The following is a 12,609-nucleotide window of genomic DNA, read 5'->3' as shown; positions in this document are numbered from 1 at the left end:
AGTTTTTAATTCAAAATATCCGCGGGGATATTAGAAACCCGTTGATACTGAAAACGAAACGGCAAACCCAGGTGACAAGGTATAGGTTGGTGCTGTTCCTGATGCGAATTGCGTGCCGTACACACCAGTTGTTGCATGCGCAAATGGAGACATAGAATATACCCCATTCCGATAGAGTGAGCCCGCAAGGTTTTGAAAATTCAACTGTATCTGGGGAGAGCGCAGATACCACTTATTGGAAAATCTATAGCCAAGCGTGACTGTATCCATAATATATGGATGCAGTTTTTCATCATTCATCAAAGTGGAATACTGAGAGCCAATATACTTAAGGTTCAAGTTGGCAAAAATATGCCCATTGTCCCAATCAACCCCTAAAGCACCCATTTCATGCGGAGTGCCTACCGGACGCTTGCCCTTTGTATGCAGATAATCATTAAGATATTGGATGTTTGAATCCATTGTTGCATCAAGATATTCAAAACTCATATACGGCCTGAAGTGTCCAAAAATAGGCCGTGTTCCGATTTGAATATCCACACCACGGGATGTCTGGTTACCTACGTTCATTGTTGTAGACATCGGAGCGCTTCCAAAATAGCTCAGAACGCCCATTTGCCTATTGGTAAAATTATAATTGAAGAAAGAAATTTCTCCTACCAGAAGATCATCATGGTAGCGGTAACCTATTTCTTCATTAATGGCGTATTCTGGTTTTACATTACCCGATGGGGCTGTAGACATGCTTCCATCAATATTATACAGCTCAAACATAGTATTGTTATTGGGCATTTTAAAGTTTGTTGCCCCGCGAACATATATTTGATGGTGATCATTAAATTTGTAACTGGCACTAAACTGTGGAAGAGGTTCAAAAACATTCTGCCCACGATGCTGCTGAATGTTCGGCACGTAGCTGTCTACTTTACGGTTGACCATAGCCAGCCTTATACCCGCTTGCAATTCAAGCTTATCATGTAGCAATTTCACCCGATCACCCAGATACAACATGTTTACCTGAGTAAACGTATTATGGTCATTCAGATACCATCGGTTTCCATCGGATGTCCGATAAATATGTGGTCCGTAATCTCCGTAGATATTCGCTGGCCCACCATCTGCCTGATTGATGTAGGATACGGGAGTAGATTGGTTTGTACGAGACCATTCGTACCACCAGCCAAAAGTTAAGGTGTTAATGCCTTTTGTCCATGTCATCTTGGCATTATTGCCCGTGCGATGATAACTAAAATATAGTGGCGTATAGACATTTGTACCATTTGCAACGTCTACATCAACAGGCTGCGTTCCTGAATACGTTTTACCATCCTCAACGGTGCTTACCCCACCAATAGTGCCAGATCCCCACCAAAGATATGGTGTATCATCAAAACGCAAGCCTTCTGCCAGCTTAACAGATAGGGGCGCTGAAGCTATCAAGTTCTGGAAAGCATCAAGCCCATACTTATAGTAATTTGTTTTGTTATTTAAATGATAATGGGAATCGTAATCGTAATTTTTCCCAAATTCACCAAACTGTTCTTTTGTGGGGTTTTCATCAAGCTGTAGAACATTGGTGTTATAACTGGCGTTAATAGTCCAGCGGCTTTCTGGCGTAAACTCCTTGATCATTTTGAAATCTACATGCTTACGCGTGAACTTTCCCGGACCGCGCCAGTTATCGGATTCTGTGTTAGAAAAAGAAGCGAATGCTCTTACACCACTGTTTCCTATATCACCGCTTTCAAGACGGATAAATTCGCGATGCATATTGTAGGAGCCGTAGGAAAAATCTACAAACCCTCCCCTTCTATGAGAAGGATCTATAAGTTCTGCATAGGCACTCCCCGCTGCAGCAGAAATACTGGGTGTATCAATATCAACCGAACCAGGCATCAAAGAAACGGATTTTAGATTATCACCATCAGATGTTTGGTTTGCGTAAAATCCGCCATCTCCCACGTCATTTACAGGAGCTCCATTGTAAATCCAGCCTACGTGATCACCTGGCAAACCACGCAACATCAGGTTGCCACCCGCAATGCCGGAGGGTTCTGTAAGGGTAACAAATGCACTGGGAGTTAACGCCAAAACCTGAACAGGATTAGCTGATGGTGGCTGTTTGGCAATAGCATCACGCGTAACGGACTGAATGGTTCCTGCTCTGGTCTCCAGTCGCATCAAGCCTCCCCCTGGGGCACGACGTGTCACACCTTGAGCAGATAATGCATGCCCACCCACATGGACTTCTTCAGGACCGCTTTTGGATTCAACCGCACCAAGTTTTTTAGGTGATGCTGTTTTTTTATTCGTATTTTTAGTTTGTACCCTTACCGTTTTTGCAGGATGCGACATGGACTGACCAAATGCAGCATTCTCCAGTGCAATTGAACTACAGATGGTTCCAGCCAAGAGAAAATGAACAACTGAAAAACGAGGATGAGGCATGTTTTTTCTCAGCTCTGATAAAGAAGATAAATCGCGGGGACACAGAGACGTTATGTTTTAATGTTTCGAATTCGCAACATAAATCTGAATGCTTGGTTAAGTTTTGCCCTTTTGTGTCTTTCCTGCATCACACTTATTACGAAACTGAATTATGATTGAAACCCACCCCTATATAGGGTAGGTTTTTAAAAAGTTATTAGATTTAATAAGGATTATCTTATGATTCTTCCTGGAGATCCTGCACCTATTTTTACCCAAAAATGCTCTACAAACTGGGGGCATTACAGCTTTGATATGGCCGCAGGAAAATACAATATTCTGGTGTTTGTGCCTGCTGTGCAAATGTGTCTTACAAGCAAAATGCCCGATACACTAAAAGATTTACTCAAGTTAAAAAAATCCGTTCCCATAGAAATTTTTATTGTTACAACATCGCCGCAGGATGAAAAATTAAAGAGTGATGATTTTTATTATATTTACGACTTAGACTGTAATGTTCACAATATTTTCGGCATTAATATTGAGGACATTACATGCGTTATAACAGATCCAATGTTAAGAATAAAAGAAGTTCTCCCGCAACATGCTATTGCGTATGACATCATCAAACGTTTTCTAAAAAATACAATCCCAAACCAAAACGTCCCTATTCCAGCACTTTTGTTAACAGACATTCTTGAGGAAGAATTTTGCCATGCCCTTATTCATTATTACCATCATAACAACCCTACACCTTCAGGTGTGCTTACAAAAAATGCACATGGATCAACTATAGAAAAGGTAGATACATTTTTTAAACGTCGTTATGATTGTAAAATACAAAATCAAAATTTAATCAAAGGTTTGCAAGCACGTATTATCAGACGCGTTGTTCCTGAAATTCGCAAAGCCTTTCAATGCACTGTCACTGGCATGGATCGTATGATTGTAAGCTGTTATGATGCCGCATATAAAGGGCACTTTTCTCCACATAGAGACAATACAGTGGAAGGTGCCAAACATAGACTTTTTGCTATTTCTATTAATCTGAATGATACTTTTGAAGGTGGAGAACTCACTTTCCCTGAATTTTCCAGTCAAAGGTTTTGTCCACCTGCTGGAGGAGCGCTTATTTTTTCAAGCGCGCTTTTACATGCTGTTCAGCCCGTTACAAAAGGTAAACGCTATGCCTGTTTACCTTTTGCTTTTAACGAAGAATCTCTAAATACTGCACGCCTACAATCTGGTTAAAGCGGTTTACGCACATTTCTGCGTTTTGGCTGGCGTGCAATATATTGCCCTGCCCCACGCACTGCGCGTAAATCCCCTTCATCCCAGACAAGATGCCCTTTGCTTATTGTTTTCTTTGCAACACCTGTTACCGTCATTCCTTCGTAAATATTATAGTCAACATTCTGATGATGTGTTTGTGCAGAAATTGTACGTTCTGCATCGGCATCCCACAGCACGATATCCGCATCTGCCCCTATCGCTAAGCTTCCTTTTTGTGGATACAAATTAAAAATTTGCGCTGTATTTGTAGATGTTAAAGCCACAAACTGTTCTGGCGTCAGTTTTCCTGTTTTAACACCATAGTGCCATAAAACACTCATCCGATCCTCAATTCCAGGCGTGCCATTGGGGATCCGGGTAAAATCTGTTTTGCCCATTTCTTTTTGTGGCGCACAAAAACAACAATGATCTGTAGCCGTTGTTTGTAGCTGCCCAGACATCATACCGCCCCACAACGCTGCCTGATGATGTTTGGACCTAAAAGGCGGGCTCATGACATACTGTGCCGCCTTCAACCAATCAGACCCCTCATAAACACTTTCATCAAATACTAAATGCTGGGGCAGCACTTCACCGTATACCTCTTGCCCTCGCAATCGTGCTTCAGAAATGGCTTTCACGCCTTCCTGCGTTGAAACATGCACTATATAAATAGGCACCCCAAGCAAGCCCGCCAAAGTAATGGCGCGATGTGCAGCCTCCCCTTCTACCGCAGCTGGGCGTGATACTGGATGCGCTTCCGGCCCTGTGCGCCCTTCAGATAAGAGATCTTGCTGCAGGTAAGCAACTGCATCTCCATTTTCAGCATGGACAGTGCAAATAGCACCTAATTCTGCGGCACGGCGCATTGAATGTAGAAAGGCCTCATCTTCCACCATCAATGCATTTTTATACGCCATGAAATGTTTGAATGAATTAACCCCACATTCTTCTACAAGGGTTTTCATATCGTGGTAAATTTGATCATTCCAATGCGTAATCGCAACATGGAATCCATAATCAGCCGCAGATTTCTGGGCTTTTTTCCGCCATGCTTGCCAAGCATCCACCAAAGATGTTCTGGAATCAGGAATAACAAAATCAATAATACTGGTTGTTCCACCAGCTAAACCTGCAGCTGTTCCGGTATAAAAATCATCACTTGCAATTGTACCCATAAAAGGCATTTCCATATGGGTATGCGGGTCAATTCCCCCTGGCATAACCAATAGCCCTGCTGCGTCAACAACATCGCACCCTGTAGGTGTTTCTATAGTTGTTGCCACATGAGCTATTTTGCCATCTGCACCACACAGAATATCTGCCCGCTTACTGCCGTCCGCCGTAACAAGCGTTCCGCCTTTAACATGGAGCATGACGTGGCTGCCTTTCTATTTTCTAACCGTTAAAAACAAAATACATTTCATATCGAAATCGTATTGTTATTCTGACTAATTGGTCAATAATATAATTTCGGATTCGAATCGTAATGTAGGGAAACATTATGGGTGGAACGCATCATGCATCACATGATAATCGCCTAACAAACGAGGATTTAGCGCCCTCTGTGACACGCACATGGCAATGGAAAGATTATCTGTTTTTATGGATGTCAGACATTCATAGTGTTGCCGGATACATCACGGTTGGAAGCTTATTTACTTTAGGCCTCCCGCTATACGATGTTTTTGCAGCTCTGCTTTTTGCCATTCTGCTCGTTCAATTAACGTGCAACCTGATGGCTGTACCCAGTTTTAAAACTGGGGCCCCTTTCCCTGTTGTCGCGCGCATGACCTTTGGCGTGTACGGTGCCATTATTCCCGCACTCATACGCGGAATTATAGCCGTTGGGTGGTATGGCATTCAAACGTGGTTAGCATCAAATGCTTTGGTCATTCTCATTCTAAAAATCTGGCCTGTTGTAGAACCTTGGGCCAATGCCACACACCATGGTTTTCTTGGATTATCCTACGTGGGATGGTTGGCCTTTTTGATTGTCTGGGCTTTACAAACCCTTGTCTTTTGGAATGGTATGGATGCCATACGCCATTTTATAGATTGGGCTGGCCCCGTTATTTATGGCCTGATGGCTTTACTAGATATTTGGTTGTTTTCTAAAACAGGGTGGCATCTTTCTTTTCAATTTTTTGCACCACATCAATCTATTAGCCTTATTGCGCATACTCTGGGCATTATAAATGCAATGGCCTTAATACTTGCCTTTTTTGCACCTATTATTTTAAATTTTGGAGATTTTTCACGCTATGGCATGAGTATGCAATCTATAAATCGAGGGAACTTTTGGGGATTACCGTTTAACTTTTTTGCCTTCTCACTTCTTACTCTTATTACCATAACACTGACACTGCCTGTATTCGGGCATATGATTTTTGACCCCGTAGAAACGGTCGTCAAAACTACGAGTTTAGGAACAGCTATTGTTGGCGTGATAACTATTGTTATTGCGACCATTGGCATTAATATTTCCGCTAATTTTGTATCTGCTGCCTTTGATTTTTCTAATATGGCACCTCACCTTCTTTCTTGGCACAAGGGTGGGCTTATTGCTGCCATAGGTGCCATCTTATTCACGCCATGGAATTTATATGCACGTCCAGAACTGATCCATTTGACTCTTGATGTTTTGGGCACATTTATTACGCCTCTTATCGGTATCATTCTGGCAGATTATTATCTTATCAAGAAACAAAACATTGTCACCGAAGCTCTGTATTCATCAGACAAAAGAAATGTTTATTGGTATAAATCTGGATTTAATCCTATTGCCTTGCTCTCACTGTTTATCAGTACAGGATGCGGCGTTCTTTTTATTTTCTTGCCCAGCTTGGAAAGTGTGCGAAATTTTTCATGCCTTTTTGGTTTTGTTATTGGCATGCTTGCACAAACACTACTTAGCTCCCTTATTCCGCATCAATACAGATTGAGGCAACCAACTGCATGATTGTTTCTGCGCCTGCTTCAAAATCATGCTTTGTCAGGCGCTTTTTTCCTAAAACTGCGGCAAATTGTACCTGCATATCTGCATAAGATTGCGTCATCGCCCAAAGCATGAACATGAAATGGAAGGGATCTATCTTTTTGATAAGTCCCTTCTCATACCATGCAGCAAATATGATCGCTAAGTGCTCTACGTGTGGTTTCAGTGTTTCCCGTAGAAAAAACTGGATTTGTTCACCACCAGCTAAAAGCTCATGCATAAACAGGCGAGAGGCCTCTGGCCTCTGGCGGGAAAATAACATTTTAGCCTGAATGTAGCTTTGCAAACCTTCTCGCGGGTTCATATCTGCGGAAAGATGCACATTGGCATCTCCCAGCCAATCATCCAAAAACCGTCCTAGCGTAGCTTGGTAAAGTATTTCTTTTGTGTTGAAATAATAAAGAATATTTGCCTTTGGCAACGCACATGCTTTGGCTATGTCATCTATACGTGTGCCGTTTAAACCGTGAACGGCAAACACTTTTTCTGCGGCATCCAAGATTTGACTCGTATTTTGCTTACGAGGATTGCCAACAGTTTGCTCGGCATTGCCATTTTTGCGCATAATTACAAAAATCTCTAATTGGAATTCTATACGCGCTTACTAAATTAAACTGAGAGCGAACAGTCCTTATTTAGAGAACTCTGCTACCCCTCTTTCTAGACACTGCCATTTCTGCCCAGACGATTCTCAACCTTATAACGTTGAGGCAACAGAAAGCCCTAAGACCCCGTATTTACGTCCCGTGCAGAACAACGGCACAGAATCTCTGAAAGACAGGTTCATAAAGTTCAATATTTTTAAGGAAAAGCACTGTGGCGGAGAGAGAGGGATTCGAACCCTCGGTACGCTATTAACGTACACACGCTTTCCAAGCGTGCGCCTTAAGCCACTCGGCCATCTCTCCGACGCGAGAGAGGTAATAGCAAAATTTTCGAAACAGGCAAGACCTAAAGCGGAAAAAATAATGTTTTTATCTCAACTAATGGCTGGGCTACGCGCATTGTGGATAAAATGGGCAATTGCATCCGGGCTCTTAATACCCAGAGCGCTCTCAACTCCTGATGATACATCCACCGCCGGAGCGCCAGTTATTGCAACAGCTTGGCTGACATTTTCCGGGTTCAAGCCCCCAGCCAACATCCACGAATAACCAGGCTGCCACCCGTGCAGCAGATCCCAGTTTAATTGCTGTGCATTGCCGCCTGGACGTGTTGCATGCACAGGAGGCTTAGGCTCAATTAAAAGGCGCTCCACCGCGCATAGTCGTGGCAAATCGGCCTGTGATGCGACTGGTACGGATAACCAGACAGGCCGCCCAAACTTGGCTTGTATCTGCACGGCACGTTCAGGCGTTGTATAAAGTTGCAAGATATCCAGATCTACCTGATCCAGCACCCGCTCCAAAACAGTATCATCAGGACGCACAAACAGCCCAACCTTCCTGATGCTACCCGTAATCCGAGAAGCCAAAGCCTTTGCTTGCAAAGCACTTATATAACGGGGTGAGCGCTCAAAAAAAACAAAACCGATCCAATCGGCGCCATATTCCACGCAAGCCTCAAGCCCGACTTCTTCCGTCAGGCCACAGATTTTTACGCCTGTCTGAACGCCGTCCATAACCCACCCCATCTATACAGCAGATTTATGCTGCCAGCTCTGCAGCAATGGCGGCGGCAGCCGCGGCCGGATCTGCTGCCTGTGTTATGGGCCTTCCCACTACAATCCAATCTGCTCCAGCGGCACGCGCTTCAGCTGGTGTCATAACACGTTTTTGGTCCCCTTTCGCGGCACCTGCGGGCCGAATACCGGGCGTTACCAAAACGGGTTTATCTCCCAGAGCATCTCGAATGGCCTTCAGTTCATGCGCTGAGCAGATTAATCCGTCCATCCCGGATTCCATGGCCAGATGTGCCAAACGCAAAACCTGCGTGCGCGTATCATCTGGCACACCCACTTCTGCCAAAGCCTGATCATCCATGCTGGTCAGCACAGTTACAGCCAGCAGTAATGGCCGCTCTCCCTCTGGAAAAGCTTCATCACATGCCTTACACGCAGCTTTCATCATGTCTACGCCGCCAACTGCATGGAGTGTCAGCATACGAGGGCGCAAATGAGAAAGTGCCTTTACAGCTGCCCCAACTGTATTAGGGATATCATGCAGCTTGAGATCCAGAAATAAAGGCCTCTGCCCGGCCACATCTGCTACAGCCTGAAAACCGGCCGCATAAGCAAATTCCATACCAAGCTTAATAACGCCCGCAGCACCTTGCACTGCGTGAGCCCATGCCTTGGCCTGTGCCGGATCCTGTGTATCCAGCGCCACAATCAAACCTGTTTGTCTTGCCGTATCAGACATGTGGCTCTACCCCCGAAGAAGGAGAAACAGACGGAGTTGCCACGGCTACAGGCGCAGGAGCCACCGGTTGGCTGGATACAACCTGCACTTGCGCAAGCTGTGCTTCCAATTCCTTTACATGCTGTTCTGCCTTGCGCGCACGCCGACGCTGCTTGAATTCAGCCGTCCACAAACAGAACGCGCCTAGCAGAAAAGCAACAGCAGCGACCAACAGCGCCAACACACCAGCGGAAGATTTCCAGCTATATGTCAGCAGCCACATATCGAGCGGATCCTGATTACTGGCACTGAACACGACAAGCGCCAGCAGGAATGGGACAACAATTATCAGCCTGATCATGATAGCAAGTCGTAGCCGTATCACACATAAAGAACAAGCGACTGAATATCATCAACTGCACGCTTAATGATAAAATATTTCACACCTTTTTACAGGATCACCAAACTGCAATAGATAAAGAACTTTATTGTGTTTCCTCTCGCCGCAACTGCCTGAATCTGCTAGGGCTGATGTGGATTGTATTGTTTTGCTCATTTTTCCTGAATAATGAGCCATTTCTGTTTGCGACATTACTCCTGAGGATCAGACATCCATCATGAATACCGAGACTGCAGATTCACTTGGCGGTGCCTCTCAAACACCTCGTGCACCGTCTATTCAGATGGGAATCCAATACGTTAAATCTGTTGAATTTCAGGTTCTCGGCGCACCTGCAGTTTACACACGCGTAACAGACCGCCCACACCTTGGTGTTTCTGTAGATGTGCGTGCCCATCAAATGGGTGAAAACCAGCCAAATTTTGAAGTTGAACTTATCTTGCGTTGCCAGGGGCATCTTCCTGCACAACGGGAAGGAGAAGAAATCACACCCTTGTTTGATGTTAATCTGGTGTATGCAGGTATCTTTACGTTGCAACATGCAACAGCCGAAACTTTTGAAACCCTGCTGCTTATTGAAGCCCCGCGCCTTCTCTACCCGGCTGCACGCAATATGCTAGGCACTCTATGCCGTGAAGCAGGCTTTCTGCCTGTTATCATGCAGCAGATTGATTTTGCCGCATTATGGCGCAACCGCCGCGCTGTAGGCTGAAAGCAACATTCCGGCCTGTTGATTTTTATACCTGCAAAAGAAAGATAACAAACTATGGCTGCTAAAGCATCCAAAGCTTTATGGTACTCTTTTGATGCAAATTGGTACCGCGCAGAATACGGCGCAATTATGGATGCTTTGCTGTCTTTTTCTGATCAGGAACTTGAACACTGGTATAAAACCGAAGGCGCTCCCTCCGGCCATTCACCAAACAGATATTTCAACGAGGAATGGTACCGGGTTAATTGTTCCCAAGCGGCAGAAGCCATTACAAACGGCACCTATACTTCTGGCTTTGAGCATTACTGCAACGAGGGCTACAAAAGCTTTTCCCCGCATTACCTCTTTTCAGAACGTTATTATCGCCAGCGCTATCCTGATATCTCGGAACAAAACCTGCAATCAGGCGGTTTTGTAAATGGGTATGATCATTTCCTACGATCTGGCGATCAAGAAAAGCGTTCCGGCCATCTATTTTTTGATCCAAACATCTACCTGCAAAATAGACCTGCTGATCCAAACCTGCAGGGGCTGGCCCCGTTTATGAACCTACTTCATTCAGCACATAGTCTTCCCAATTCCATTTCACTGTCTGATCACTTTAATCCTACATGGTATCGCGCCCTTTGCCCGGATGCCGTTATGGCTGTAGAATATGGTTTTGCACCTAACGTGCTGTATCAGTTCCTTAGCGCCTTTACGCCAGACCATTTCTGAGCGTTTCTGCCTGCCCACATACTCATATTTTCCTGCACTGAAGGAAGAAGCCCATGCTTGCTTTAACACAAGGTGACCCAGCAGGTATTGCACCTGAAATTACTGTAAAAGCATGGCGCATATTACGCGAAAGTGGGCTTCCTTTTGTTTTTGTAGGAGACCCCACTCTTCTGGAACAACATGCTCCAGTGCAAACTGTGCGTTATCTGGAACAGGGAACGGATGTTTTCTCTCACGCCATTCCTGTACTCCCTCTCCGTCTGGAAACACCTGCTTCCCCCGGAGAACCAGACCGCCAGAACGCACCCAGTGTTATTGAAAGCATCCGTCTGGCGGTAGAACTGGCCCAGAATGGTGAAGCCTCCGCCATTATTACCAACCCTATCAGCAAGGAAGTTATCCAAAGCGCAGGGTTTAAACATCCGGGGCACACCAGCTATCTGGCAGAACTATGCCATGTGCCGGGGCATGAAGTGATGCTGCTGGCCAGCCCCTCTCTGAGGGTTGTGCCTGTTACTGTGCATGTATCCCTCCGCCACGCGCTGGAACAATTAAATACAGAGCTGATTATTAAAACAGCCCGCACAGTCGCGGCTGGGCTCAAGCGCGATTTTGGGCTGAAAGCACCACGCATTGCTGTAGCCGGATTAAACCCTCACGCAGGGGAAAACGGTTTAATGGGGCATGAAGAGCAGCAGATTATCACCCCTGCCATTAAAACGTTACAGCAGGAAGGGCTCAACATTACAGGCCCCATGCCGCCAGATACCATGTTCACACCCGCAGCCCGCAGCCGTTATGATGTGGCCTTATGCATGTATCATGACCAAGGGCTGATCCCGCTCAAAACGCTGGATATGGCAGAAGGCGTGAATGTAACGCTGGGTCTGCCCATTATTCGTACATCACCCGACCATGGTACAGCCTTTGACATTGCGGGGCAGAACAAGGCAGACCCAAGCAGCCTTGTTGCGGCCATTCGGTTGGCAGCACAGCTTGCGCAGAACAGAAGGAACGCAGCATGACTTCAGCTATCCGGCTTGGCGTCAACATTGATCATGTCGCTACCATTCGCAATGCACGTGGTGGCACATATCCAGATCCCGTTGCCGCGGCCTTGTTGGCTATTCAGGCTGGTGCAGATGGCATTACTGCCCATCTACGTGAAGATAGACGCCATATCCGTGATAAAGATCTGGAACGCCTGCGCGCAAAAATTGCGGCACCTCTTAATATGGAAATGGCCGCAACTGATGAAATGGTTGGCATAGCCCTTGGCTTACGCCCCCATGCCTGCTGCCTTGTGCCCGAACGGCGTGCGGAACTCACCACGGAAGGTGGCCTGAACGTAGCAGGACAGCTAGAAACACTTACACCAAAAGTGCAACAACTCGCCCAAGCAGGTATTCGTGTTTCGCTGTTTATAGACCCCTCACCCGTACAGATAGAAGCTGCCGCCAAAATAGGCGCACAAGTAGTAGAACTTCACACTGGCGCTTACGCAGAAGGGAAAGCCGAAGAACTGGAACGCCTGCGTGCCGCAGCCACACAAGCCGCCGCACTTGGGCTGGAGGTACATGCAGGGCATGGTCTGACATTTGAAAACGTTGGCCCCATAGCAGGCTTGCCAGAGCTGCGAGAACTTAACATTGGGCACTTTCTGATTGGACAGGCCATTTTTGATGGTCTGGCAGCCGTTGTTCAAAACATGAAACGCCATATTGCAGAAGGTGCGGCTCTTTAA

12 protein-coding genes and 1 tRNA gene are annotated in these 12,609 nt (G+C 45.7%); 6 read left to right on the top strand and 7 right to left on the bottom strand.

Features of this window, described 5'->3' with window-relative positions; genetic code table 11:
- Positions 1–30: 30 nt before the first annotated feature.
- The gene (locus QQM41_RS08390) at positions 31–2,448 is read right to left on the bottom strand and encodes a TonB-dependent receptor (RefSeq protein WP_339076841.1); all 2,418 of its coding nucleotides are present in this window, start codon (positions 2,446–2,448) and stop codon (positions 31–33) included.
- Positions 2,449–2,667: 219 nt separating this feature from the next.
- On the opposite strand from QQM41_RS08390, the gene QQM41_RS08385 reads away from it, so the two are divergent.
- The gene (locus QQM41_RS08385) at positions 2,668–3,678 is read left to right on the top strand and encodes a 2OG-Fe(II) oxygenase (protein WP_339076840.1); all 1,011 of its coding nucleotides are present in this window, start codon (positions 2,668–2,670) and stop codon (positions 3,676–3,678) included.
- Here the strand turns inward: QQM41_RS08385 and hydA are convergent.
- Entirely contained in the window at positions 3,675–5,075 is a 1,401-nt protein-coding gene (hydA, locus tag QQM41_RS08380; protein ID WP_339076839.1) for a dihydropyrimidinase, read from the bottom strand. The two genes, QQM41_RS08385 and hydA, sit on opposite strands and share 4 nt — an antisense overlap.
- A 128-nt stretch (positions 5,076–5,203) precedes the next feature.
- On the opposite strand from hydA, the gene QQM41_RS08375 reads away from it, so the two are divergent.
- Positions 5,204–6,661 carry an NCS1 family nucleobase:cation symporter-1 gene (locus QQM41_RS08375; RefSeq protein WP_339076838.1) on the top strand — a complete coding sequence of 486 codons (1,458 nt, stop codon included), beginning with the start codon at positions 5,204–5,206 and terminating at the stop codon, positions 6,659–6,661.
- Here QQM41_RS08375 and QQM41_RS08370 read toward each other — a convergent pair.
- From QQM41_RS08370 to QQM41_RS08350, 5 genes are all read right to left on the bottom strand, one after another.
- Positions 6,621–7,265 carry a TetR/AcrR family transcriptional regulator gene (locus QQM41_RS08370; protein ID WP_339078091.1) on the bottom strand — a complete coding sequence of 215 codons (645 nt, stop codon included), beginning with the start codon at positions 7,263–7,265 and terminating at the stop codon, positions 6,621–6,623. The two genes, QQM41_RS08375 and QQM41_RS08370, sit on opposite strands and share 41 nt — an antisense overlap.
- A gap of 249 nt (positions 7,266–7,514) precedes the next feature.
- A tRNA-Ser gene (locus QQM41_RS08365) sits at positions 7,515–7,605 on the bottom strand.
- Positions 7,606–7,676: 71 nt separating this feature from the next.
- Entirely contained in the window at positions 7,677–8,318 is a 642-nt protein-coding gene (locus QQM41_RS08360; protein ID WP_339076837.1) for a phosphoribosylanthranilate isomerase, read from the bottom strand.
- 25 nt (positions 8,319–8,343) lie between these two features.
- Complete coding sequence (gene pyrF, locus QQM41_RS08355; protein ID WP_339076836.1) at positions 8,344–9,057, bottom strand: orotidine-5'-phosphate decarboxylase; 714 nt, start codon at positions 9,055–9,057, stop codon at positions 8,344–8,346.
- Entirely contained in the window at positions 9,050–9,397 is a 348-nt protein-coding gene (locus QQM41_RS08350; protein ID WP_128105909.1) for a lipopolysaccharide assembly protein LapA domain-containing protein, read from the bottom strand. Before QQM41_RS08350 ends, pyrF begins: the two co-directional genes overlap by 8 nt.
- 256 nt (positions 9,398–9,653) lie before the next feature.
- Between QQM41_RS08350 and QQM41_RS08345 the strand changes: the two genes are divergently transcribed.
- Genes QQM41_RS08345 through QQM41_RS08330 form a run of 4 tightly spaced genes read left to right on the top strand, consistent with a single transcriptional unit; the run spans position 9,654 to position 12,609 of the window.
- Positions 9,654–10,148: a protein-export chaperone SecB gene (locus tag QQM41_RS08345; RefSeq protein WP_339076835.1), complete on the top strand. Its 495-nt coding sequence runs from the start codon at positions 9,654–9,656 to the stop codon at positions 10,146–10,148.
- Positions 10,149–10,202: 54 nt separating this feature from the next.
- Entirely contained in the window at positions 10,203–10,865 is a 663-nt protein-coding gene (locus tag QQM41_RS08340) for a glycosyl transferase (RefSeq protein ID WP_339076834.1), read from the top strand.
- 53 nt (positions 10,866–10,918) lie between these two features.
- Positions 10,919–11,890 (top strand): 4-hydroxythreonine-4-phosphate dehydrogenase PdxA, encoded by a 972-nt coding sequence (pdxA, locus tag QQM41_RS08335; RefSeq protein WP_339076833.1) that lies wholly within the window; start codon positions 10,919–10,921, stop codon positions 11,888–11,890.
- Positions 11,887–12,609 carry a pyridoxine 5'-phosphate synthase gene (locus QQM41_RS08330; RefSeq protein WP_339076832.1) on the top strand — a complete coding sequence of 241 codons (723 nt, stop codon included), beginning with the start codon at positions 11,887–11,889 and terminating at the stop codon, positions 12,607–12,609. Before pdxA ends, QQM41_RS08330 begins: the two co-directional genes overlap by 4 nt.

The sequence above is a fragment of the Acetobacter sp. AC2005 genome (genome assembly GCF_037901235.1).
GTDB classification, from domain to species: domain Bacteria; phylum Pseudomonadota; class Alphaproteobacteria; order Acetobacterales; family Acetobacteraceae; genus Acetobacter; species Acetobacter oryzoeni.
Note: the sequence above shows the minus strand (reverse complement) of the source record. Positions and strands in the feature narration are given on the sequence as shown.